Source organism: Salmonirosea aquatica (assembly GCF_009296315.1).
GTDB classification, from domain to species: Bacteria; Bacteroidota; Bacteroidia; order Cytophagales; family Spirosomataceae; genus Salmonirosea; species Salmonirosea aquatica.
Map to the genome: position 1 here is coordinate 1,470,956 of NZ_WHLY01000002.1, position 24,298 is coordinate 1,495,253.

The 24,298-nt window shown below is 51.5% G+C and carries 16 protein-coding genes and 1 pseudogene; 8 read left to right on the forward strand and 9 right to left on the reverse strand.

The window, feature by feature from the left end; genetic code table 11:
• Complete coding sequence (locus GBK04_RS07225) at nt 1-1,179, reverse strand: LacI family DNA-binding transcriptional regulator (RefSeq protein WP_152758180.1); 1,179 nt, start codon at nt 1,177-1,179, stop codon at nt 1-3.
• Between the two features lie 348 nt (nt 1,180-1,527).
• Here GBK04_RS07225 and GBK04_RS07230 point away from each other — a divergent pair, with 348 nt between their 5' ends.
• The 6 genes from GBK04_RS07230 to GBK04_RS07255 all read left to right on the forward strand — a co-directional run bounded on the left by GBK04_RS07230 (nt 1,528) and on the right by GBK04_RS07255 (nt 13,585).
• On the forward strand, nt 1,528-4,551 hold the full coding sequence (locus GBK04_RS07230; protein WP_152758182.1) for a SusC/RagA family TonB-linked outer membrane protein: 3,024 nt from the start codon (nt 1,528-1,530) through the stop codon (nt 4,549-4,551).
• Between the two features lie 48 nt (nt 4,552-4,599).
• Complete coding sequence (locus GBK04_RS07235) at nt 4,600-6,096, forward strand: RagB/SusD family nutrient uptake outer membrane protein (protein ID WP_152758184.1); 1,497 nt, start codon at nt 4,600-4,602, stop codon at nt 6,094-6,096.
• A gap of 253 nt (nt 6,097-6,349) precedes the next feature.
• A complete protein-coding gene (locus tag GBK04_RS07240) occupies nt 6,350-8,209 on the forward strand; it encodes an FAD-dependent oxidoreductase (RefSeq protein ID WP_152758186.1) in 1,860 nt (619 codons plus the stop codon).
• Nucleotides 8,206-9,240 carry a hypothetical protein gene (locus GBK04_RS07245; RefSeq protein WP_152758188.1) on the forward strand — a complete coding sequence of 345 codons (1,035 nt, stop codon included), beginning with the start codon at nt 8,206-8,208 and terminating at the stop codon, nt 9,238-9,240. Before GBK04_RS07240 ends, GBK04_RS07245 begins: the two co-directional genes overlap by 4 nt.
• A gap of 59 nt (nt 9,241-9,299) precedes the next feature.
• Nucleotides 9,300-11,813 (forward strand): glycoside hydrolase family protein, encoded by a 2,514-nt coding sequence (locus tag GBK04_RS07250; protein WP_152758190.1) that lies wholly within the window; start codon nt 9,300-9,302, stop codon nt 11,811-11,813.
• A 71-nt stretch (nt 11,814-11,884) separates the two neighbouring features.
• Complete coding sequence (locus GBK04_RS07255; protein ID WP_373330789.1) at nt 11,885-13,585, forward strand: sodium:solute symporter family protein; 1,701 nt, start codon at nt 11,885-11,887, stop codon at nt 13,583-13,585.
• Here the strand turns inward: GBK04_RS07255 and GBK04_RS07260 are convergent.
• A complete protein-coding gene (locus GBK04_RS07260) occupies nt 13,548-13,952 on the reverse strand; it encodes a putative toxin-antitoxin system toxin component, PIN family (protein WP_152758193.1) in 405 nt (134 codons plus the stop codon). The two genes, GBK04_RS07255 and GBK04_RS07260, sit on opposite strands and share 38 nt — an antisense overlap.
• On the reverse strand, nt 13,949-14,182 hold the full coding sequence (locus GBK04_RS07265) for a DUF8507 family protein (RefSeq protein WP_152758194.1): 234 nt from the start codon (nt 14,180-14,182) through the stop codon (nt 13,949-13,951). Before GBK04_RS07265 ends, GBK04_RS07260 begins: the two co-directional genes overlap by 4 nt.
• A gap of 93 nt (nt 14,183-14,275) precedes the next feature.
• Here GBK04_RS07265 and GBK04_RS07270 point away from each other — a divergent pair, with 93 nt between their 5' ends.
• On the forward strand, nt 14,276-16,300 hold the full coding sequence (locus tag GBK04_RS07270) for a glycoside hydrolase family 2 protein (protein WP_152758196.1): 2,025 nt from the start codon (nt 14,276-14,278) through the stop codon (nt 16,298-16,300).
• A gap of 183 nt (nt 16,301-16,483) precedes the next feature.
• Nucleotides 16,484-18,645 (forward strand): annotated as a pseudogene (locus GBK04_RS07275) (FAD-dependent oxidoreductase).
• Between the two features lie 29 nt (nt 18,646-18,674).
• On the opposite strand, the gene GBK04_RS07280 reads toward GBK04_RS07275, so the two are convergent.
• The 6 genes from GBK04_RS07280 to GBK04_RS07305 all read right to left on the reverse strand — a co-directional run bounded on the left by GBK04_RS07280 (nt 18,675) and on the right by GBK04_RS07305 (nt 24,268).
• Nucleotides 18,675-19,085, reverse strand: a complete 411-nt coding sequence (locus GBK04_RS07280) for a hypothetical protein (RefSeq protein ID WP_152758197.1) — start codon at nt 19,083-19,085, stop codon at nt 18,675-18,677.
• 152 nt (nt 19,086-19,237) lie between these two features.
• Nucleotides 19,238-20,353 (reverse strand): MBL fold metallo-hydrolase, encoded by a 1,116-nt coding sequence (locus GBK04_RS07285; RefSeq protein ID WP_373330790.1) that lies wholly within the window; start codon nt 20,351-20,353, stop codon nt 19,238-19,240.
• Nucleotides 20,350-20,661, reverse strand: a complete 312-nt coding sequence (locus GBK04_RS07290; RefSeq protein ID WP_152758199.1) for a nucleotidyltransferase family protein — start codon at nt 20,659-20,661, stop codon at nt 20,350-20,352. The genes GBK04_RS07285 and GBK04_RS07290 overlap by 4 nt, the downstream gene beginning before the upstream one ends.
• Nucleotides 20,658-21,095 (reverse strand): nucleotidyltransferase substrate binding protein, encoded by a 438-nt coding sequence (locus GBK04_RS07295; RefSeq protein ID WP_152758201.1) that lies wholly within the window; start codon nt 21,093-21,095, stop codon nt 20,658-20,660. The genes GBK04_RS07290 and GBK04_RS07295 overlap by 4 nt, the downstream gene beginning before the upstream one ends.
• A gap of 56 nt (nt 21,096-21,151) precedes the next feature.
• Nucleotides 21,152-22,612 (reverse strand): 1-hydroxycarotenoid 3,4-desaturase CrtD, encoded by a 1,461-nt coding sequence (crtD, locus tag GBK04_RS07300; RefSeq protein WP_152758203.1) that lies wholly within the window; start codon nt 22,610-22,612, stop codon nt 21,152-21,154.
• Between the two features lie 192 nt (nt 22,613-22,804).
• A complete protein-coding gene (locus GBK04_RS07305; protein WP_152758205.1) occupies nt 22,805-24,268 on the reverse strand; it encodes a nicotinate phosphoribosyltransferase in 1,464 nt (487 codons plus the stop codon).
• Nucleotides 24,269-24,298 lie beyond the last annotated feature (30 nt).

The following is a 24,298-nucleotide window of genomic DNA, read 5'->3' on the forward strand; positions in this document are numbered from 1 at the left end:
TCAAAACTTTCGGGGAGTTAAAGGTACCCGCACCGATGATCCCCGCACGATCAATTCTGCTTCCAGCACGACCGTCTCGGGTTTTGCCAACTCTTCCTCTCCCTGTATCAGCCGCAAAATCATCCTGGCGGCCGCCTCGCCGATTTGCGTAGTAGGTTGCTTCACCGTAGTGAGACCGTTGCCAATGTGGGCTGCAATAGAGTCGTCGCTGAACCCCACCACACCCAGATCGTCCGGAATACGCAGCCCTTTGGCTTTGGCCAGCATCATGATTTCGATCGCCGAGGGGTCATTGACTGCAAAAATAGCGTCCGGTGGTACAGGTAAATCAAGAAAATAGCCCGTATAAATTCGTGCTTTTTGCGCGCGCAAATCGCCATGTATAACCAGTTCGGGGATAACCTCCAATCCGTTTTTGCGCAAAGCATCGCAGTAGCCGCGGAGCCTCTCCTGGCTGATCAGTAAGTTGGTGGGACCACCCAGGTGGGCAATGCGGCGGTAGCCATTCCGAATCAGGTGATCCACCGCCGTATAGGCACCCTGGTAGTCGTTGACCACCACCCTATACTTTCCAAGTTCCTCACTCACCCGGTTGAAGTATACCACCGGAATATCTCTTTTTTCAAAAATCCTCAGATGGTCGTAGTTGTTGGTTTCATGGCTCATCGAAACCAGCAGACCGTCCACGCGGTTGGCCAGCAGGGCTTTGGTATTGTTCTTCTCGGTTTCATACGATTCGTCAGACTGCATGATAATCAGGTGGTACCCCGCCTGCGCCAGTACCTTTTGTGCTCCCACAATGATGTTGGGAAAAAACTGGGTCATAAACTCAGGTACGATGATGCCGACCGTTTCTGTACGACTTTTCACTAGGCTATGGGCCAGTTGGTTAGGTTGGTAGTCGAGCTCCTGGGCTTTTTCCAGGATGGCCCGGCGGGTATTGGGGTTGATGTCGGGATGGCCGTGCAACGCTCTCGATACCGTAGAGTTAGAAACGCCCAGGTCCTGAGCGATGTCAATGATGGTAGTTTGATGCCGCCTTCTCTTCCGAACCTGGCGATTGGCCGAGGGAATGGTAAAGTAATAGTCACAATTCTTGCAAAGGAAGCGCTGATTACCCCGCACAAATCCCGCCTTCATGATCGAATCGACCTGCTGGCATTTTGGGCATTCTGTCATAGTAGTGAAAATTGTATTTTTTACAGTCCGCCTTTCCTATATTCTCAGAAGTCACTGGAAGAACTGAAATTGTTTTTTTTCGGTATTCTGCAATTATAAATAATAAAAGTTATGTATCGGTAACGTTTGCGGAAACGTTACCGATATTTTTTGACCAAAAATTCTGGTTTTATGCATTTCCCATTCCTTGACAACTGCGCATTGTATCTTATATTTAGTATAAAATCAGCCTAAAATACAAAACAGGGCAGTTAATGAATAAAGCGTCTCTGTTTTGTAAGGCCCGATAATCTTTACATAAAATTGTACTATACTTATTTCAACCCTTTATTCTTAATCATTAGCCTTATGTTAAAAAATCTAATCAGACTCTTTTCACTGGCGGTACTTGGGTTACTATCCTTGAGTCATATACAGGCGCAGGACCTGGCCGTAAAAGGAAAAGTAACGGACGATAGCGGGGAAGCCATTCCCGGTGTAAGTGTAACGGTGAAAGGTACCCAGCGAGGTACCATTACCAATGTGGACGGTACCTACTCGGTCAATGCAGCGTCGAACGCTACCCTGGTCTTTTCATTTCTGGGCTATGAAAGTCAGGAAGCTGTGGTGAACAATCGTGCTACGATCAACATTTCCCTCAAAACCGACACCAAAGCCTTGGAAGAAGTGGTGGTGGTAGGGTACGGTACCCAAAGGAAAGTGGAAACCACCGGCTCAATTGCCTCGGTTAAGTCCGATGAGCTGACCCAACTACCTGTCACCAACGTGGCGCAGGGATTGCAGGCGCGCGTTTCGGGGGTACAGATCAACCAGAACTCCGGCTCACCCGGCGGAAACATCAGCGTGCGTGTACGGGGTACCAACTCCATCAACGGTAACTCGGAGCCGCTGTACGTGGTAGACGGTATCCAGATTTCCAATGGCGGCGGCATCAACGATGTGAGTCCCCTTTCGACCATCAACCCTAACGACATCGAGTCGGTAGAAGTGCTGAAAGATGCCTCGGCCTCGGCCATTTACGGCGCACGGGCCGCTAATGGCGTGGTACTTATCACCACCAAGCGTGGAAAAGCGGGCGCTACCCGGGTATCCATCGATAGCTACTATGGCGTGCAGCAGGCTGCCAAAACCCTGGATGTCCTAAATGCCGCCGAATTTGCCCAGCTTGAAAATGAAGTATTCAAAAATAACGCTTATCCTAACCCAGCTTCGTTGGGCGAAGGTACCGACTGGCAAAGTCTGATTTTCCAGAAAGCTCCTATTCAAAGCCACCAGTTATCCATCAACGGCGGAAGCGAAAAAACGCAGCTCGCATTATCGGCCAACTACTTCAATCAGGACGGAATCATTGTCAATTCCAATTTTAAGAGGTACTCCTACCGGCTTAATGTAGACCACAAGGTAAGCAACCGCTTCAAGGTAGGTACCAGTATTTTGGGTAGTATCATCGTCAACAACGGGATCGATGCCGGCAGTACCACCATCGGTGATGCGGGCGTGGTAACCGCCAGTGTTCTGGGTGCGGCTGTTGGCGCACCGCCCACGCTGCAACCCTACCGCGAAGATGGCTCTATTTTTCCCTTTGGCGAGCAAGGCAACGGGCAGTACCGCGAGGTAGTCAACCCACTTAACTATACGGCCATTACACGCCAGCGGAATATCAAACGTACTTTGGTGAATTTGTTCGGAGAGTTCGAGATTCTGCCGGGTTTTACGTATCGGGCCTCGTTCAATGCGGACGTTCAAAACCGCCTCGACGATTTTTATTCTCCCCTATCGATCATCAACCGGGCCGATATCAGCGATAACTCGGGCTCGGCCTCGAAGTCCAACAGCAACTTCCTGGGACTTCTGCACGAGAGCATCCTGTCGTACAGCCATAAATTTGGCGAAGACCACAGTCTGCGCTTCACGGGTCTGTTTGCCTCGCAGGTCGAAAACTCCAATTCCAACTCCATCAGCGCGTCAGGTTTTCCCAATGATGCTACCCGTAACGAAGCTCTGCAGTTGGCCCTCAACCGCACCGTTAGCAGCGGTCGCTCCAAGCAGCGGCTCGATTCCTACATGGGCCGGATCAACTACGGTTTCCGCGACAAGTACTTCCTTGACCTGACCGCCCGCGTGGATGGATCGAGCAAGTTCGGAGCTAACCACAAGTATGGTTTCTTCCCGGCGATCTCGGCGGCCTGGCGGATCATAGAAGAAGATTTCATCAAGGATTTGCGCTGGATGTCGGACTTGAAACTCCGCGCCAGCTACGGAATCACGGGTAACGCCGGTGGACTAAACCCCTATCAATCCCTGGCGACGGTGAGCTCGGGTGGAGGGTATAACCTGGGCAATACTTATCAGACAGCCATCAGTCCGACCGGTATCGCCAATCCGGACTTGCGATGGGAAAAATCAGCTCAGACGGACATTGGCCTCGACATTGGATTGTTCAACAACCGCCTGTCCATTGTCATGGACTATTACTACAAGCGTACCGATGACCTGCTGTATGTAAAAACCCTGCCGCTATCTTCGGGCTACGGCAGCATCACCGGCAACTATGCTTCACTGGAAAACAAGGGCTTCGAGTTTGCGGCCAATGCTACGATCCTGAACGGCCCGGTACGCTGGTCGGTGTCAGGTAACCTGACCGCCAACCGCAACAAATTGTTGGATCTGGATGGAGGTACCACGCAGGAGCGCTTCGTGACCAACTATTCCCTCCTGAGTGTCGGACAGCCGCTGGGTGTATTCAAAACCTACGTGTTCGACGGGATTAACCAAACCGGCGACGCCATTATTCCGGGCTACGACGGACGTGTGGGCGGACACAAAGTAAAAGACCTGAACAACGATGGCGCCATTAATTCAGAAGATCAGATCATTACTGGAAATCCCAATCCTAAATTCATTTTTGGAGCTTCTACCAACCTGAGCTACAAGAACTTCGATTTCAGTCTTTTTCTGTCGGGCTCACAGGGCAACGACACCTATAATGTCAGCCGCCTATCGTTCGAAAATCCGCTGGGACAACGCAACCTGCTGGAAGGAGTGGTAAATCGCTGGACTCCCACGAATCCGAGCAATCAGTACGTGAGTGCCTTTGTGGCAGGCCGCCTTCCCATTACAGACTATGCCATGGAAGATGGCTCCTACGTCCGCCTGAAAAATATAACCCTGGGCTATACACTACCCACGATCAAGGGCATCAGCCGGGTGCGCATCTACGTAAGTAGCAACAACCTGCTTACACTCACGAAGTACACGGGCTTTGATCCGGAAGTCAACACCTACGCGGGCTCTAATACCGCCATCGGCATCGACAACCTGGTGTACCCTCAGGCCAAGTCATTCCTGGGCGGCATTCAGCTGACTTTTTAAGTAGGTGTTAAAAACTTGGTAGTAAGCAACCATAAAAAGAAACTAATCATGAAATCAAGGTTAAAATCCCTTTATAAAATACTGCCCCTGGTTATGCTGGGCATTGGCATGACTGCCTGCGAACTGGATGAGACAGTATACTCGTCCATTTTTACCGATAATTTTTACAAAACAGGCTCCGATGCCGAGAAGGGCCTCATCGCCGTATACGATGCCATGCGTGGCCTGTACGGTGGACCTGCCGCGGTGATGGTACCCGACTACAGCGCCGACCAGGTGTACCCCCGGGCGGTGGTAGGCCGTAATACGCTGACGCTTTTTACCGTAGAGCCCACCTATACTACCCAACGCAGCGCCGGCCGTACCAACGAGTCACCCCAGCAGATTTGGGCATCGTCGTACGCAGGCATCGAAAATGCCAACTGGATTATTCTGAAGGTACCTGACGCTACGATGGACGAAACCCGTAAGAAGCAGATCATCGGCGAAGCATATTATCTGCGAGCCTTTTATCACTGGATGCTCACCAAAAACTTTGGTGATGTACCCATCAAAACGGAGCCAAGTACGTCGGAAGAAAAGGCATACGTAGGGAAAAGCCCCAAAGTCGATGTCTACAAGCAAATTTACAGCGACCTCGATCAGGCTTTGGCGGCAGGTCTACTCTCGTATCCTGCGGTAGAAAAAGGACGTCCTTCAAAGGAAGCCGTGAATGCACTGTACGCCAAGGCTGCGCTGTACAACGAAGACTGGGCCAAAGCCCTGGAAAAAGCCGAAGCCGTCATCAACTCAGGCAAGTACCAGCTGATGACCAACGTGCTAGATGTCTTTGATTATCAGACGGAAGACGCCGCCCGTAAAGAAAATATCTGGGCTTTTGAGGTAGATCCGATTTCACCGGGTACCGGTCATCAATTAGTAGGCCTCACGGGCCCTTCGGGTAGCGCGGGAGTCGAGTACGCCCGTACTTCGTATGGCTCCATGTTTGCGTATCAGGATTTTTACAATTCGTTCGATCCTACAGATAAACGCCTTCAATTACTGGCAACTTCCTATGTCAATAAAGCTGGAAAGATTGTGCCCCAGAAAGACATTACCCCAATTACCACTGAGGGTGTATTGATCCGAAAATACCGTGATCCGGTTTCGACCACGGGTACCATCGTGAATATTCCCATTCTGCGCTTGGCCGATATTTACCTGATTGCCGCCGAGGCCGAAGCCCGCATGAACGGGGGGACCGCCAAAGCTTACGGCTATATCAATGCGGTTCGGAGCAGAGCCGGGTTACCAAACCTGGCCACCGGACTCAGCAAAGATTCATTTATCGATGCCGTACTTCAGGAGCGTTCCTGGGAGTTGTTTGCCGAGGGTGACCGTTGGTATGATCTGACCCGCACGGATCGTTTTCTGACGGTGATTCCCAAAGCGACTAACTCGGTGTACCCATCGCGTCCAGTGCAGGCCAAGAACAAGTACTTCCCGATCCCACAGGATGAGGTGAACGCCAATCCGGAATTGGAACAGAATCCTGACTGGCAATAAAAAGACTGTCACATGCATACGTTTTTTCTCATAGGTTAAATTGGTTATAAAGCGGCTCTTGTCGTTCGGGAGCCGCTTTTTTGTTTTCACCAAGCCTGAATTAAAAATTATCCGAACTTGTAACGGTTTTTAATTCGCCTATTTTCACCTCGCGGGTAAAGGTACCTCACTCATACGGGCAATTCGGCGTGGAATTATCCGAGCCCGAACGCGATTCATCCATTGAGCCTCTAAAATCAACGCAACTGTATTCATGAAACGACTGATCTTTCTTTTCTTGCTTTCCAGTCCATTCGCCCTGGCGCAAAAGCCCGCTACGGTATTCGTCGAAGCCGAAAGTTTCGACAATAAAGGCGGCTGGTCCATCGACCAGCAGTTTATGGATGTGATGGGTTCTTCCTTCCTGATGGCCCACGGCATGGGCCGCCCGGTGGAAAACGCCAGCACGACTGTCACGTTTCCCGAAACCGGCACGTACAAAGTGTACGTTCGCACCCGCAACTGGACCGCCCAATGGTCGGATAAGGATGCGGCCGGACAATTTCAATTACTGATCAATGACAAGCCGCTCGCCAAAACATTCGGCAAAGACAACGGCAAGTGGAATTGGTCCGACGGCGGAACGGTGAAAATCACGCAGAAAGAGAATAAGATCGCCCTGAAAGATCTGACGGGCTTCAATGGCCGTTGCGATGCCATTATTTTCACCAGCGATCCCAATTTCAAACCCATCGAGGATAAGGAAAAGCTAACCGAGTACCGCAACGCGTATTTCGGTTTTGACAAGAATCCCAAGAACGCAGGTAGCTTCGACTTCGTGGTGGTAGGCGGTGGCATGGCGGGTACTTGCTCTGCCATCTCAGCCGCCCGAAAAGGTGTGAAGGTAGCCTTGATCCAGAATCGCCCCGTTCTGGGCGGTAACAATAGCTCCGAAGTACGGGTCCACCTGGGCGGGCGGATTAACCTGGAACCCTACCCGGCGCTGGGAAACCTCGTCAATGAAATCGGTCCTTCGGAGGGAGGAAACGCCCAGCCGAAAGAATATTACGAGGACGACAAGAAAATGGCAGCCGTTCTGGCCGAACCCAACATTTCGCTCTTCCTGAACTACCACGCCAACAAAGTGGATACTAAGGGAGGTAAAATAGAAAAGGTATATGCCACCAACATCGAAACAGGAGAGAAGGTGTACTTTGAAGCGCCCCTCTTTGCCGATTGCACCGGCGATGGTACCATTGGCTTCCTGGCCGGGGCCGAGTACATGACTGGCCGCGAAAGCCGCGATGTCTACGGAGAAAAAACGGCGCCCGAAGTAGCCGACAACCTGACGATGGGCGCCTCGGTGCAATGGTTTTCGGAGAAGCTCGATCATCCCGTTTCTTTCCCCGATATACAATGGGGACTACCCTGGAACGAAGCCAAAGCCGAGGAAATCACCAAGGGCGACTGGGAATGGGAAACGGGCATGGGCCTGGATATGACGATGGATTTCGAGCAAATCCGCGATTACGGGATGCTGGCGGTCTATTCCAACTGGTCGTATCTGAAAAACCATGCTGCCAATAAGGAGAAGTTTGCCCATGATGCGCTCAAATGGGTTGCTTACGTGGCAGGAAAGCGCGAATCCAGACGCTTGAAAGGAGACTATGTACTCATCGAGCAGGATCTGACCGACCAGCGCGTGTATCCCGACGGAACTGCCCCTACTTCCTGGACCATCGACCTACACTATCCCGATCCCGAAAACTCCAAGCTTTTCCCCGGTGCGGCCTTTAAGTCCATCGCCAAGCATATCAAAATCTACCCGTACCCCATTCCATTTCGCTGTCTGTATTCCAAAAACATCGACAATCTGATGATGGCGGGACGTGACATCAGCGTGTCGCACGTGGCGTTGGGTACCGTGCGCCTGATGCGTACGACGGGTATGATGGGCGAAGTACTTGGGATGGCCGCCGCCATTTGCAAGGAAGAGAAAACTACCCCCAGGGGAGTGTACCAAAATTATTTCCCGAAGCTGGAAGCGATGATGATCGAAGGGGTAGGTGATCCGACTTTACCCAGAGAGCAGGACTACAACCTGGGAGGTACCTTGATGGAAGTTGTAAAATGAAGCTTGTCATTTCTGTTTTGATGGCAGTCGTGGGCTTGTTTACGTATCTGGTGAACAAGCCTGGCCCTGCCTTTGAGATAGAAACGAATAATGGCGGATCTTTCGAGGTGGAGGAAGTACGCTGGGGCGATAAGCTGGAAAAGTACTCGGCCAATATCATGGCTCCGGTATGTGAAGAAGGGATCTGCTACAACGTGAACGTTATTTTTAACTGGAATCTGATCGGCGAGTTCATCGACTACCAGACCCAACCCTACGACCCGCTGACCAAGCTGGACCACAAACCCTTTACGCTGGCGGATTATGCCAAACTCCAAAGTATCCTGACCAATCACGACCTGATTTTTACGGGACTTCCGGCGCATGAGTTGGTAGTGAAGGCCGATGAAACCGTAGACGGCTACTCGGGTGCTACCATTGAGGCCATCAAAGACGAAGTGATCGACGGGGCGCTTTTTACCTGTTACACGCTGTGGCACATCGCCAACGGGGCCGTCGTAGACTCGATTCGCCAGCATACCCAGCGGCAGCTTGATAAAGCGATGATTGCGAAAATTATCGGTTATAACACCGCTTCGGCAAACTACTATCTGATCGACCATTTGTCGGAAGCTCAGTTTGAGCAAAATCTGCCGGAGATCATTGAGTTGGTACGAACGGGGAAGGGGTACTTTCCTAAAAACGCCGTCGAGAAAATTCCCGAAAAATTGTTTGCCCGGAAGGAGATGCAGGATTTTCTGATTCAAAACTACGATTCGCTCTCTTATTATACCCAGGTAGCGGCCCTGAATAAATTACAAAAGGTACCCCTGCAAAAGGGTTTGAGTGACAAACTCCTCACGCAAATCAGCGACCGAAACAGTATCCAGAATCAAAAGATCATCGCTTTGATTATCAAGAATGACGATCGGGATACAATCAAAAAAATGATCGGTGATTTGATTGAAAAAAAAATTAAGCTCTCGGCGGCCAACTACCAGTTACTCCAAAACTATAAGGTACCTGGGATTGAAGCTTTGGAAAAAATATAAGACGAAAAGGCCGCGCCAGTGGCAATTGGTTTTTCACAACCACGATACACAAAGACCTAATGATCAATAGACGATTCTTTTTTCTGACTTTTCTTTTAGCAGCGGGTTTTGTGACTTTGGTGCAGGGACAAAAATCTGTCCAATTGGCCAACGACCACCTACGCATTCAGTGGCACAATACCTCCCGGGGATGGCAAATTCAAAAGGTTGCCATTCGAAAAAATAACAAATGGGATACCCAACTCACGCCCTCAGGTGAGTACACCCTGATCTATTCCGAAACAAAACCTTCTGACCAGGCCGCCCAAACTTTTGAGAAAAGTACGGGGGGGACTTTTCCCGAAGAAAACTACCATTATCAGCAGAAGCAGTGGCAGGAAAGTACCACCGCCGTGGCGCTGAATACGGCGGGCAAAGCCTACCATTTCTTCCCGACTACGGAAAAAATGGTGGACAAAAACCACCTTCAGTTCACCTCAGAAACCGAAGTAGCTACCCTGACTACCGACTGGAAGCTGGACGAAAAGTACCCCACGGACGTGGTCATCACCCAAACCCTGACTCCCAAGAAGCAAGGGTACTTTTCACTGGCCAGTCCTTCGTTAGCAACGATTAGCGTGGCCAAGATGGGGTGGACGTCGGTGCCAGGGTACTTTCAGGGAAACTACATGCAGGATAATTTTGCCAAGGCCTATGCCTACGGATTCGGCATTCCGAAACTGCCGGTGGTGTACTGCGAGCGCACTGCCAGTACGTTGGCCCCGCTGGTAAGTACCAAAAGCGGCGTAACGCTGGCCGTCATCCCCGAGCCCGGCCTGGGGCGCGATCCCTGGGCTAAGGATAAAATCACTCAGACCGAATGGCGGATCGGCCTGTCGCACATGAACCGCAAAGGGCAGCTTTCGCCCACGTTGTATTACCCCGTGCTGGGCGAGTACGCCTCGGAACGCGGTACGGGCGAAAGTCTGACGTACTCGTTCCGGTATAGCCTGGTGGATGGTGACTGGTTCAAAACCCTCAACCATGCCATTTATGACATCTACCAATTCAAGGAAGGTCTGGCGCTCCGGCAAAGTACCCAATCTCTGACCGACCGCATCGAGCAGATGCACCACTACCTCACCGACCCGAAAACGTCGATGTGGAATATCGAAGACTTTGAAGGTCTGAAGATTGGGGCACAATCGTACCTCGGGGGTGTCGTAGGCTCTAATAGGGACGCCATGAAAAACTCAGACTACGGGGCCATGTGGATGCTGGGCAAAGCAACCCATGATCCCGACCTGACCGAGAATGTACTACCCTACGCCCTGAATTTCAAGCTCACCCAGCAACAGACCGAACCGGGCTTTTTTCAGGGGGCCGCCATCGGACAATACTACCTGGCCAAGAAAAAGAAATTTGTGGAGGAATGGGGCGAAGTGGTAGAACCCATGGCCGTCACCTACTACATCATGCTCGATGTGGGTAATATGCTCTTGTTTGAACCCAACAATCAGCAGCTCAAAGACCGCCTCCGGCTGGGTGCCGAAAACCTGCTCCGCTGGCAAAAGCCCGACGGTAGCTGGTCGGTAGCTTATGATCACAAATCGCAGCAAGAGCTCTTTGAAGACGTGGCCGACTACCGCCCGACCTTCTACGGCTTACTGGTAGCTTACCGCATTTTGAAAGACCCCAAGTACCTGGAAGCTGCGAAAAAAGGGGCCGACTGGTTTGTCAAAAACGGGGTAAATCGGGGTAGTTTTCTGGGCGTGTGCGGCGATGCCCGCTATGCCCCGGATTTTGCCACCGGGCAATCGGCGCAGGCGCTGCTGGATCTTTATGATCTGACGAAAAAGGAAAGCTACAAGGAAGCGGCCATCAAAGCCGCAAAAATCTACACGAGTTCTATTTATACACACCCTATTCCCGACCATTCGCCCAAGATGGTCAATGGTACCCCGCGTGAAGACTGGGAAATTTCGCAGGCTGGCCTCAGCTTCGAGCATGGCGGCATTTTCGGCTCGGCCAATCGTGGCGGCCCCATCCAGCTGGCCAGTCATGCTGGGATGTTTATCCGAATGAATGAGCTGACGGGCGAGCCGCTTTTTGCCGATATGGCGCGGGCGGCAGCGGTAGGTCGCGACGCTTTCGTGGACCCCAAAACCAGCGTGGCCTCGTACTACTGGCAGGCTATGAACAAAGGGGCCGGGCCCTACCCGCACCATGCCTGGTGGCAGATCGGCTGGATTACCGATTATCTGCTTTCTGAGGCTGAGCTGCGCTCCCACGGCAAAGTATCTTTCCCGCGCGGATTCGTCACCCCCAAAGTAGGGCCTCACCAGACCTACGGCTTTGCCCCCGGCACTGTCAACGGCGAGAAGGCCAATCTGGTCATCAGCGAAGATTGGGTGAAAGTAGATCAACCTGTCATCGACTATATTCTTGCCGAATCAGTGGATAGCAAAAAGAAGTTCGTAATCCTGCTGAACGACCGCGCGCAAGCTACGGACTTCACGATGACTTTGGCCGGAAAATCGCCTACCCGCAAGCAGCTTCCACCCTGGGGGATAGAGGTAGTTAGTTTTGAATGAGTGAATAAAAAAGCAGGGTCCACTTTCAATTTTCAACTTTCCATTAATTGCAACAACTCGATTTCATAGTCATGGCCGTATTTGCGGTATTCCAGATGGTGGTAGGCCTGGCCTTCGCCCGGACGGGTACCGACTCCAAATCCTTTTTTGCCGCCGGGGAAGCCGCTCCCTGGTGGGTAAGCGGGCTGTCGCTGTTCATGAGTTTTCTGTCGGCAGGTACCTTTGTGGTGTGGGGGTCGATTGCCTATGATCTGGGTTTCGTAGCCATTACTATCCAATTGTCCATGTGCATCGGCGGGTTGGTGACGGCCTACTTCATTGCAGCCCGCTGGAAACGTACCCACGCCATGACCGCCGCCGAGTACATTGGCCGTCGGCTGGGTACCCGGGTACAGCAGCTTTTTACCTACCTCCTGACCCTCTTTACGCTTTTTACCATCGGCGGGGTACTTTATCCGGTCGGCAAGCTGGTCTACGTGGCCACGCCTTTTTCGCTCGAAACCTGCATCATTGTGCTGGGGTTGATGGTGATTTTGTACACTGCCCTGGGCGGCCTGTGGGCCGTACTGGTCACGGATGTGCTACAATTCGTGATCCTGCTGGCGGCGGTACTTATTGTGGTACCCCTCGCGCTGGAACGGACTGATGGATTCGGGGCTTTTGTGCAGAAGGTACCCAACGATTTTTTCAAGGTATTCAATGGCGAATATACCCTCGGTTTTACGCTGGCCTTTGTCATGTACCACATCATCTACATTGGCGGTAGTTGGGCTTTCGTGCAGCGATACACCAGCGTACGTACACCGCGCGAGTCCAAAAAAGTAGCCTATCTTTTTGCTGGATTATATTCTATAAGTCCTTTCCTGTGGATGCTCCCTCCCATGATTTTTCGCTCGCTCAGGCCCGACCTTACCGGTCTGGAATCGGAGGGTGCTTACATGCTCATGGCGCAATTGGTACTTCCCGCCGGACTCGTAGGATTGATGCTCGCCGCCATGGTCTCGGCCACGGCGAGTACGGCAAATACTCTGCTGAATATGCTGGCGGCGGTATTTACCAATGATGTGTATTTGAAATTGATCAATACCACAGCCAGCGAAAAAATCCAGGTGCGGGTAGGGCGCAGCATGACGGTCGTATTTGGCTTCATTACCATTGGTATCGCTTTGGCGGTGCCGCATATTGGCGGACTGGTCAATCTGGTGCTGAGCGTAGGGGCGATCTCGGGCGGTTCGTTGTTGTTGCCGGTAGTCTGGACGCTCTTCTCCAAACGGCAGAATGCCCGCTCGATCCTGATGGTATCGCTGATCAGCCTGGGTATCGGGATTTTCTTCAAATTCATCTCACCCTTGCTTTTCGATTATTCGCTGAGCCGGGCGGCCGAAATGTCGGTCGGCGTGGGGGTACCTTTCCTGCTGCTGGCTCTGTACGAATGGGTTATTTATGGTAGCAAAACCCAGGATTTACAATATGTTACTTATCAAAATTGGTTGAGCAGCAGAGTAGTACCTACTATCGAAGTAATGGAAGCCACGGACAAATCTTCGGATTCTCAAAATACCTTTGCTCTGCGGGCCATTGCCATCAGCTTTGCGTTAACGGGGCTTAGTATAGCGGGGCTAGGTATTAATTCAGGAGAAGACGTCGGTTTGATTGCCGGGGTGGGGCTGCTTATTGTAGCGGTAGCCGCCTGGATTGGCTGGTCGACGCGGGAGCGTAACAAGCGGCTGGAAATCAAACCCAGTAGCTCAAAAACTCGTCAATCCTTATGATTTTCAAAGCTGGAAAACCAATGTTCTGGAATATGTTAAAGTGTTTATCCTCAGAAACTAAAAAATCAGCATTGGCTATCAATGCGCAATCGACATACTTATTATCGTCAGGATCATTTTGCATGATATCCCACTTAAAAGAAATGTATTGTAAGGTAACGTTGTCAAGAGAAAGTAAGAGTTTGACCACATTATCCGCTATCGAAGCTGTAGTTTTTTCAGCAAGTTTTTCGTGGTATTCGAATAATATATCATTGCTGATTATCAATTCAAATCTTCCGTTTTTGAGAGCATCGAAAATAGGTCGATACGGCGATTTTACAGGTAAGCAAATCAATAGTACGTTGATGTCGAGGACTACTTTCATGAATCAATCCGGCTTCTCAAATGCTCCTTTTTCCATCCTTCGATGGTCTGAGCATCCCAAGCTTTTTCATCCCAAAGCTGATCCATTTCTGAGTCAATTTTATTGGCAAAATAGTTGGCGAGCAATTTTTTTATATCTCTCACCTCATTGTCAGAAACATTGTAAGGATATAGTTTGAGCAATTCTAATTGAAGATTGCTGAGTCGGCTGGATGATTGCGAAACGGCCATAGCGAATTGTTTTTTGGACAAAAATAACGATTTATAACTAGATAAAGTCAAAAAGGCCTGATACCCTGTTGCTTGCCGAACGAACCCTAAAGAATGAAACGAATCCTTTCCCAATTTATAGTCATCCTGTTCCTGGCCGCGCCGGTTATGGGGCAGTATACCATCAAGGTACCTAATGCTATTCCGCTGCATGGGGAATGGACCTTCGCGCTCGATCTAGCCGACCGGGGTGTAATTGGGAAGTGGTACCTTGATAGTATTACCAGAACCAACCGCCAGGATAAAGTGACAGTACCTCATTGTTTTTCGGCTGACCCAAGGTACCTTTTTTATACGGGCACGGCCTGGTACCGCAAATCATTTGGCTGGAAACCTGTCGCTGGAAAACGCGTAATTCTGCATTTCGACGCAGCCTTTTACCTCACCAAGGTCTGGCTGAATGGCCAGCCGGTAGGTACCCACGAAGGGGGCTACACCCCATTTCACTTTGACGTGACTGACTACCTGCGGGAAGGCGATAACCTGTTGGCCGTATCGGTCAATAATGATGTCTGGAAGCTGAATACCGTTCCGGCGGTGAAGGACAACGACGATATTAACGGCTCATTTCCGGCCTGGATCAACTACGGCGGACTGACCCGACCCGTGTACCTCACCGTAGAGCCGGAAGTGTATGTAGAGAATCTGAAGGTAGAAGCTACGCCCGATCTGGCCAAAGGTACCTCCACCCTCACGACTAAGGTACTTGTCAGAAATACGTCTCGGCAGGCTGTTTCTCCTCAGGTCAACTACCTGATACGGTTGGGAGAACAGGTACTTCCGCTGAAATGGAAAACGAAAGCTACGAACATCCCGGCGGGGCAAACGATACTCGTGGAATCTGAAACCAGCCTCACGGCGGCGCAAACCCGGCTCTGGAATATAAATTCGCCAACACTATATCAGTTGGAATCTGTGGTCGGACAGGATACGATGGCTACGCGATTCGGGATTCGGAAGATTGAAGTACGGAATGCGCAACTCCTGCTCAACGGTCAGCCCGTGCGGTTGGGCGGCGGGAATCGCGTGCTCGATTATCCGGGTCTTGGCTCGCTGGAACCCGACTGGCTTGTTGAGAAGGATTTCCGGCTCATGAAGGAGGCCGGAATGGAGTTTCAGCGTTTGACGCACTATACTCCCTCGGAATATTTTTACGATCTGGCTGATCAGTACGGCATGCTGATTGTCACCGAAGCGGGCAACTGGCAACTTACGCCCAACCAACTCAATAATGATACCATCCGGACAAAGTTCCGGCAACAATTCCGCGAAATGGTCGAGCGTGACTGGAACCATCCTAGCGTGATTGCCTACAGCGTGGGCAACGAGTACCTCTCCGATCAGCCCGCTGGTCAGCGCTGGACCAAAGACATGATCGATTATGCGCGGGAACTGGACCCTACCCGGCTGTATACTTTCGCCAGCAACCGTCTCAACGCCAGACCAGAAAAACCGGAAGACGAAGCCAGTCAGTACGTCGATTTTGTCTCCGTCAATATTTACGGAAATCATGCTAAAGCATTAGACTATATCAATCAGCTCTACCCCGATAAGCCCATCTTAATCAGTGAGTGGGGTACCCGGGCCGACGCTCCTGCCGGTGAAGCCGGGCAGGCTCAGCATGTGCGTGAGGTAGTGGAAGAAATTCGGAAGCGTCCGTATGTGGTAGGAGCATCCTGGTGGACTTATAACGACTACCAAAGCCGCTACTACCTGACCAACCCAAACGGCTACCGACCCTGGGGGCTGGTGCAACCCGACCGCACGCCCCGGCCCGCCTACACGGCCTACCAACAGGAAATGGCGCCCCTGACGGTTGAGAAAGTACGCTTCACAGCGGGTGGGCAGGGGGTACATGAACTGGTACTTCGGGTACAGGCCAGAAGCGATTTTCCGGCCTACCCGGTCATGGGATACACCCTTTCTATTTCGGGTAAAATCCTTGCGATTCCAGATTTGCAGCCCGGTGAAAGCAGGGAAATGGTAGTACCAGTGCGAGGTTTTGATAAAAGCCTGCTGATCAGAGTAATGAAACCGACTGGCTTTACCGCGCTGGAAGAAACACTGGATTTAAAATAAAGAATGTCGACCCAGTTGGCAGGCGCATGTAACACACCACCAACGATTTAAAATAAGACTTATGCTACTTTCGAACCCCACCACCCAACGTACTACCCCAAAATCCGAACTTTCCGCCGATCTCGTCGTCGTGGGCGGGGGCTGTCGGGCGTTTGCTGCGCCATTACCGCCGCCCGGGCGGGTATCAAGGTCATTCTTGTCCAGGATCGCCCGGTACTTGGTGGTAACGCTTCGTCGGAGGTACGGTTGTGGATTTTGGGCGCTACCTCGCACATGGGCAACAACAACCGCTGGGCGCGGGAAGGGGGCGTCATTGACGAGCTTTTGGTCGAGAATATGTACCGCAATGCCGAAGGCAATCCGCTGATTTTCGATACGATCACGCTGGAAAAAGTAGTGAGCGAGCCCAACATCACTCTTCTGCTCAACACCGCCGTGTACGAGTTGGAAAAAGATCCTAACGACCCCGATAAAATCACCAAAATCATCGCGTTCTGCTCCCAGAATTCCACGCATTATGAGTTGTCCGCGCCACTTTTCTGCGATGCTTCCGGTGATGGTATCGTTGGTTTTCTGGCAGGCGCGGCTTTCCGCATGGGGGCCGAAGCAAGTGATGAATTCGGGGAAAAATTTGCCCCCTCGGCCGAGTATGGCGAGTTACTGGGGCATTCGATGTACTTCTATTCCAAGGATGTAGGCAAGCCGGTGAAGTACGTTGCCCCGAGTTTCGCCCTGGATGTGACCCACAAGATACCCCGCTTTCGCAGCTTTAACACCCAGGATTTCGGGTGTCGCCTGTGGTGGCTCGAATACGGCGGTCGGCTCGATACGGTGCATGATACCGAAACAATCAAGTGGGAGCTTTGGAAGGTGATTTATGGCGTGTGGGACTATATCAAAAATTCCGGCAAGTTTCCCGAGGCCGAGAACCTGACACTCGAATGGGTAGGTACCATACCCGGCAAGCGCGAAAGCCGCCGCTTTGAGGGGATTATATGCTTGTTCAGCAGGATGTCGTAGAGCAGCGCCCTCACTACGACGACGTAGCCTTTGGCGGGTGGAGCATCGATCTGCATCCCGCCGACGGGGTATTCAGCGAAAAACCCGGCTGCAACCAGTGGCATAGCAAAGGAATTTACGGCATTCCGTACCGCTGCCATTACTCGAAAAATGTTAAAAACCTGTTCATCGCCGGTCGTATCATTTCCGCCTCGCACGTAGCCTTTGGCTCGTCGCGGGTGATGGCTACCAGTGCTCACGGCGGACAGGCGGTAGGTATGGCGGCAAAAATCTGTGCGGAAAAAGGCTGGTTACCCGCCGAGTTAGCCAGAGAAGAAAATGTAAAAATCCTGCAAAAAGAACTACTGAAAACGGGTCAGCATATACCTAATCTACTTTTAAAAGACGAAGAAGACTTAGTACGGAAGGCTAAAATTTCTGTGTCAAGTACCTTATCGCTCACCGAACTACCCGAAGAGGCAGAAACAACCCCGATGCAGTTCGCCACCGCCCAGATGATTCCGGTAGCGGCCGGAAAAATGCCGCAGGTCACGATTCATCCCTATGCTTCGGAAACTACCGATCTGGATATAGAACTTCGGGTATGCAGCCGAAAGGACAGCCATTCTCCCGATGTGATTCTGGAGAAAAAAACAATCGCTTTGCAAAAAGGAAGAAACTGCCTACGGCTTGACTTCAACTCAACCTTTAAAGTACCTACCTATGCTTTCTTGGTACTTCAAATGAATGAAAAAGTACTTTTAAAGTACTCTCCGCAACGCATTACGGGTTTGCTCTCCGTTTTCAACTCCATCAATCCTGCCGTATCGAACTACGGCAAACAGGAGCCTACCGAAGACATCGGCGTGGATGCTTTCGAGTTCTGGTGTCCGCAACGGCGGCCGGCCGGCAAAAACCTGGCTTTCAAACTGGAAGCGGATGTGGACTGCTATCAGCCCGAGAATATTCGTAATGGTTTACAGCGGCCTACCCACCAGCCCAATGCGTGGGTCGCTGATTTTAACGATCCGCAACCTACGTTGACGTTGTCCTGGCCACAAAAGCAGGAAATAAAGCGAGTAGAGCTATTTTTCGATACCGATTACGATCACCCTGCCGAAACCGTATTGATGCACCATCCGGAAAACGTAATGCCATTTTGTGTGCAGCATTATCAGTTGCTCGACGATCAAGAAAATGTCGTGTTTGAGAAGATGGACAATCATCAGACCAGGAATAGCATTGAGTTTGACAAACCCATTACTACTACCAGCCTGACGATAAAGGTAGGGCATCCCTCTCCTACTTCACCCGCCTCATTGTTCGAAATACGGTGTTACAGTTAGTAGGCTAATCCGAATAAATTTCCAGAGGATTATTTTATCGTCAATATCATCTCCGTGCTGGGGTTCAGCGTTTGGGCGTCGTTTTCGGCGGTGATGAACACTCGATCGGGCTTGACGGTTTCGGTGGCCGTCAGTTCACCCGAAAGCGACTTGTTAAACATCCCCGAACCGACAGAGATCTGTCCCAGCTTTTTAACCAGATCTCGGTCAGATTGCATCCAGACAATGTATACCTCCCGCGCCGGACTCAACTTTTTGGGCTCCGCTAGGTTCCTCACGTTTACCGTGATCGCATAGTTATCGTTTTTGTCTTTCTTCACTTTGACATCGCCCGAAGCTGCCGGCACAACCGAGGAATCCTGAAAGGTCATCTTATTGGAGCAGGCACTAAGTGCCAGAGCTACGAACAAAATGTAAGTAATGTTTTTCATGGTTTTCATGGTCAGTTGATTTTAAGCATTTGAAAAATATACATCTGGCAGCGCCACTCGGTGTTACAGATAGCCCGTAGTTCCGTAGTGAGGATACTGCCCACACGGGTATGCGTTACAAATTCCGTTCCTTAGGTATTTAGGATTAGGTGGGGCGTGTACTATTCGGCCACCAGTGGCTCCCACCAGCGTTGGGTGGGTGGATGCGTAGCAACGGGGTACCTTGTGCCGATGATGGGAGTGGCAATGAACACATTCGTCCTGTTGGCGCGGTTCAGCCGCTCCACGCTTTCAGTCCAGGGATGTACCGCCAGGTTGAAGGCCCCCCAGTGAATCGGCAGCAGTACTTTCCCTTTCAGATCGAGAAAAGCCTGCATGGTTTGTTCGGGCATCATGTGAATGGCTTTCCACTTTTCATTGTATTGGCCGCACTCCATCATCGCGAGATCAAACGGGCCATAGCGCGCACCGATCTGTTTGAAATGCGGCCCGTAGCCGCTGTCGCCGCTGAAATAGACTTTATTTTTCCGCCCCTGCACGACCCAAGAAGCCCAGAGCGTGGAGTTGCGGTCGGTGAGCCCCCGGCCTGAGAAATGCCGCGCGGGGGTAGCGGTGAAAGTAATCCCCTCCGCTTCTACTGACTGCCACCAGTCGAGTTCGGTGATTTTGGTGCTATCCACGCCCCAGCGTTCCAGATGCGCACCTACCCCCAGTGGCACGTAGAAATGCCCGACCTGCGCGTCCAGTTTCTGGATGGAACCGTAATCCAGATGATCGTAATGATCGTGGGAGATAACGACGGCGTCGATATTGGTAAACTGTGCCATGTCGATGGGAGCACGGTAGGCAAAGCGCTGGGCAAAAAACGGCACGGGCGACGCGGCCGGGCCGAGCATCGGATCGAGCAGAATGCGCTTGCCTTCCAGCTCGAGCAGTACCGCCGAGTGCCCAAACCAGGTGATGTGCAACAGGCTATCCGATGGGGGTACCTTGTCCGCAAAATCGACGGGCAGGGGCTGGTCGGGGCGGGTATTTTTGGCAGTAATGAATTCTTCGAGCGTTTCTCCCACCTGCCCCGCACTCATGTCCATCGACGTGGGGATCAGGTTCACAAAGGCACCCTCGCGGTACTCAGGCGAGGCCTTCATCCGCGCCAGCCGGGTACCTTCCGCCGCCGCGCCAAACTGCGGAGCGGTGTTAACAAAAATGGCAATTCCAGCTACCAGCACGACCACCAGAACCAGAAGGTATTTGAGGACTTTCGTTAGAAATTTCACGGGGCAGCAGTTTGCAGAAGGCTAACTCCTACCCGGCTAATGTGGTCGAGGAGTTCCTGGCTCTTGATGGTTTGGTAGTTGATAGCGTCAATTTTATAGAGTATTTCCAACTCATCCAGCTTGACCAGTAGCTTGATGAATTCCTGAAAAGTGAGATCCTTTCCTTTCACGGCCAGGTCAATATCAGAGCCAGGACGGTAGGTACCTTTGGCTCGCGAACCGAAGAGAATAACTTCCTCCACGTGGCTATTTTCCCGAAACACCGCCAGAATTTCTTCCAGAGTAGTATTGGACAATCCGTATTTCATGTGTCAATTAGTGAGGTCTGCTGTCCGCCACGTTCTGCATCCAATCTTTTGTCTAAATCTACCAGAAGCTTGTAATAGCTGAACCGAATACTATCGGCAATTTCTTCGGCCGTTTCGGAATTGTAGGTATGCGAAGTGAGTTCACGCGATTTCTTCATGGCTTTCCAGCCTTCGGCATCGGTAAGGTACCCATCTTTGAGCGCTTGCTCCAAAACTGGATTGGGACCAGCGATGTCGAGATAACCTTTGTATCGTAACAAATCCTGCAAGGTTTTCCAGGCCAGTTCAAAGGTGTACTCAAATCGCTGGATCATACCTTCTTGTTCCAAGTCAGATAAGTCGTCTTCCCGATCTTCAAATACCTCCGCTAATTTGGCGAGGGCCTTTTTGAAATTTGCGAAACGTTGTAGCCAGCGTACGTTTTGGTCTTGCATTATCTATTGAGCAAAGCGTCAGAAAACAGACAAGGTACTACTTTTCAACAAAAACTTCACTTCACCATTTCCGTCGCAATCTTGGCCGACAGCAAACACAAAGGTACCCCTCCGCCCGGATGTACGCTACCGCCTACAAAGTACAGGTTGTTGAACTGCCGCGAGAAATTGGCGTGGCGCAGGAAAGCCGCGAAGCGATTGTTGGAGCTATTGCCGTACAAAGCGCCCTGCGAACTCGACGTGCGGCTTTCGATCAGTCGCGGATCGAGTACATCCTCGGCTTCGATTAGGGTTTCAATGTTTTCACCCAATTGACGGCTGATTTTGGTCAGAATGTTTTGGCGCGTTTCGGCGATGAGGGTACCCCAATCCTGCCCATCATTGGCGGGTGCATTCACCATCACAAACCAGTTTTCGCCGCCAGCGGGCGCATCGTTGGGTTCGTATTTGGCGGTAATATTGATGTACACCGTCGGATCGTGGTGAATGGTTTTTTGTTGGAAAATATGGTGGAATTCGGTGGCGTAGTCCTTACTGAAAAAGATATTATGCAGCCCCAGCTCGGGGAACTGCTTTTTAACGCCCCAATAAAAAATCAACGCCGAACTGGACTTGGGTTGCCGCAAAATACGCTCGGGCTGCCGGGCGTCGGGCAGGAGCTTGCGGAAAGTATTGACCACATCCATATTACTGATCACTATGTCGTAGCTCAGCGCTTCGCCCTTCACCTGTACGCCCGAAATCCGCTTCCCATCGATGAGCAGTTTTTCGACCGGACTAGTATAGTGAAAAGTCACGCCCAAATCCTCCGCCAGTTTCACCAGACTGTTGGTAATCGCTACCATACCTCCCTTTGGAAAAAAGGCTCCGATGTTGTATTCCAGATGCGGAATGATGTTCATCGTCGCGGGGGTCTGGTAAGGATCGGAGCCGTTGTAGGTGGCGTAGCGGTTGAAAAGCTGCACTGCGCGCGGATCGGTGAATCGGCTGCTGTTAGCCTGATTCATGCTTCGGAAAGCATCCAGCTTGCCCAGGTTAAGGTACCCTTTCAGCGCATCGCGGTTGAAGTAGGTACCTACCTTATGTAATGATCGGTGCAGAAACAGTTTCTCGGTCACCTCGTACTTTACCGCACTGTCCCGTAGATGCGCCAGTACCTGTTCGGCGGGTTCGCCCAGGTACTTTTCAATCGTTTTGGCCAGTAGCGCTGGCTCGGCGTCAGCGGTGAAGCGGGTACCGTCTTCATAAAAGTACCGGCAAGTTTCGGGGAGTTTCTGGTACTGAAAATAATCCGTTGGATTCTTGCCCGCCAAACGAAAAAGATCGTCGACCAACTGCGGCATCGTGAACAGCGATGGACCAGCATCGAAGCGGTAGCCGTTGATTTCAAAAGACGATAACTTCCCGCCGGGGTAGCTATTGCCTTCGAACACCTCGACCCGGTAGCCCTTCACCGCCAGGCGAATCGCCGCAGCAATGCCCCCAATTCCCGCGCCGACGACACCGGCTGTTTTCATTTGTGTAATTGTGTAATTGTGTAATTGTGTAATTGTGTAATTGTGTAATTGTTGAAGGGAAATTCGGACGCCAAGGGTACCTACTCTTCAATCAAAAAATACTTTGTGCCTTTGCTGGTGCACCAGCCCAGCCCTTCGTACTCCTGTACTCCTGTACTCCTGTACTCCTGTACTCCTGTACTTAAACCAAACTCACTCCCCGCCCCTAAGTTTTAAAATCAAGGCTGTTTTTGTATCGAAGAGCCCTTTTTCCAGGCCCACGGGGTAGGTATGCGGGTTCACAAAACGCCGGGTACCTTCGTGCAACTGGCTGAGCTGGTGCTGTACGCGCTGTTTGGTGTCTTCTATGGCCGGAATTTCGTAGCATTGTTTTCCAGCGCGAAAAATTGGCTTCAACAAATCCTCCGATTGATAGCGCGTATCGAACCTGCGCTGACGCGTAAAGTCGTAGGGATCGACCATCGTCGCTTTTTCACTTACTTCCATACGCACATCAAAAATCATATCCGCCACGAAGCCCCTGTCATTGCGGTATCGGCGCACCTGCTGGATACCCGGCGTGGAGGTTTTAATGGTCTGCTCGGATAATTTGACTTTATTTTCCCACTCGCCCCTTTCGTTTTTCAGTGCGGCCAGTTTGTACACGCCACCCAGGGCGGGCTGGTCGTAGGCGGTGACCAGTTTGGTACCTACGCCCCACACGTTGATTTTAGCACCCTGCTGTTTCAGGCTGTCCATAATGTGCTCGTCGAGGTCGTTACTGGCGACGATGGATGTTTTCTCAAATCCGGCAGCGTCCAATATCTTACGGGCTTCGATGCTAAGGTAGGCCAGATCGCCCGAATCTAGCCGGATGCCGCCCAGATCGTGGCCGCGGACGCGCAGTTGCTGCCCCACGATGATCGCGTTCTTTACCCCTTGAATTGTGTCGTAGGTATCCACCAGCAATGTGACATTGTTGGGCAGGTACCTTGCGTAGGTTTCAAACGATTCCAGTTCGGTATCGAACGACATGACCCAGCTGTGGGCATGGGTACCTTTCACGGGAATGCCGTACAGTTTTCCGGCCAGTACGTTGGAGGTAGCGTCGAAGCCGCCGATATAGGCCGCCCGGCTGGCCGTCATGCCACCATCTGGGCCTTGGGCACGGCGCAGGCCAAATTCCAGCAACGCGTCATCGGGTGCTACCAATCGCATGCGCGCGGCTTTGGTGGCGATCAGGGTTTGGAAATTGATCAGGTTCAGCAGCGGCGTTTCCAGAAGCTGACATTGTAGAATCGGTCCTGTAATGCGCAGCAGCGGCTCGTTCGGGAACACGACGGTACCTTCGGCAATAGCCTCCACGTCGCACTTGAATTCTAGATTCCGCAGGTATTCCAGAAAATCTTCTTCAAACAACGGTTGGTCGTCGCTGCCCGTCAGGGTACCCAGGTACCTGATGTCCTTTTTAGAAAAGCCGTATTCATTGAGATAACTGATGGCGCTGCTTAGGCCGCAGGCAACCGTAAAACCCCCGCCGAAGGGGTGCTTCCTGAAATACAAATTGAACACGGCTTCCTGCTCGGCCTTCCCCGACTTCCAGTAGCCGTAGGCCATGGTCAGCTGGTACAAGTCAGTAAGCAGGCTTAGCGAAGTATCATAAAGGCGGTTGATCAATGTAGTCGAGAGTTGAAAATTGAAAATGGG

Excerpts from the sequence above, each read along its gene's own strand:
- GBK04_RS07225 (WP_152758180.1), bottom strand. The coding sequence starts at position 1,179 with ATGACAGAATGCCCAAAATGCCAGCAGGTCGATTCGATCATGAAGGCG.
- GBK04_RS07230 (WP_152758182.1), top strand. The coding sequence starts at position 1,528 with ATGTTAAAAAATCTAATCAGACTCTTTTCACTGGCGGTACTTGGGTTA.
- GBK04_RS07235 (WP_152758184.1), top strand. The coding sequence starts at position 4,600 with ATGAAATCAAGGTTAAAATCCCTTTATAAAATACTGCCCCTGGTTATG.
- GBK04_RS07240 (WP_152758186.1), top strand. The coding sequence starts at position 6,350 with ATGAAACGACTGATCTTTCTTTTCTTGCTTTCCAGTCCATTCGCCCTG.
- GBK04_RS07245 (WP_152758188.1), top strand. The coding sequence starts at position 8,206 with ATGAAGCTTGTCATTTCTGTTTTGATGGCAGTCGTGGGCTTGTTTACG.
- GBK04_RS07250 (WP_152758190.1), top strand. The coding sequence starts at position 9,300 with ATGATCAATAGACGATTCTTTTTTCTGACTTTTCTTTTAGCAGCGGGT.
- GBK04_RS07255 (WP_373330789.1), top strand. The coding sequence starts at position 11,885 with ATGGCCGTATTTGCGGTATTCCAGATGGTGGTAGGCCTGGCCTTCGCC.
- GBK04_RS07260 (WP_152758193.1), bottom strand. The coding sequence starts at position 13,952 with ATGAAAGTAGTCCTCGACATCAACGTACTATTGATTTGCTTACCTGTA.
- GBK04_RS07265 (WP_152758194.1), bottom strand. The coding sequence starts at position 14,182 with ATGGCCGTTTCGCAATCATCCAGCCGACTCAGCAATCTTCAATTAGAA.
- GBK04_RS07270 (WP_152758196.1), top strand. The coding sequence starts at position 14,276 with ATGAAACGAATCCTTTCCCAATTTATAGTCATCCTGTTCCTGGCCGCG.
- GBK04_RS07280 (WP_152758197.1), bottom strand. The coding sequence starts at position 19,085 with ATGAAAACCATGAAAAACATTACTTACATTTTGTTCGTAGCTCTGGCA.
- GBK04_RS07290 (WP_152758199.1), bottom strand. The coding sequence starts at position 20,661 with ATGAAATACGGATTGTCCAATACTACTCTGGAAGAAATTCTGGCGGTG.
- GBK04_RS07295 (WP_152758201.1), bottom strand. The coding sequence starts at position 21,095 with ATGCAAGACCAAAACGTACGCTGGCTACAACGTTTCGCAAATTTCAAA.
- crtD (WP_152758203.1), bottom strand. The coding sequence starts at position 22,612 with ATGAAAACAGCCGGTGTCGTCGGCGCGGGAATTGGGGGCATTGCTGCG.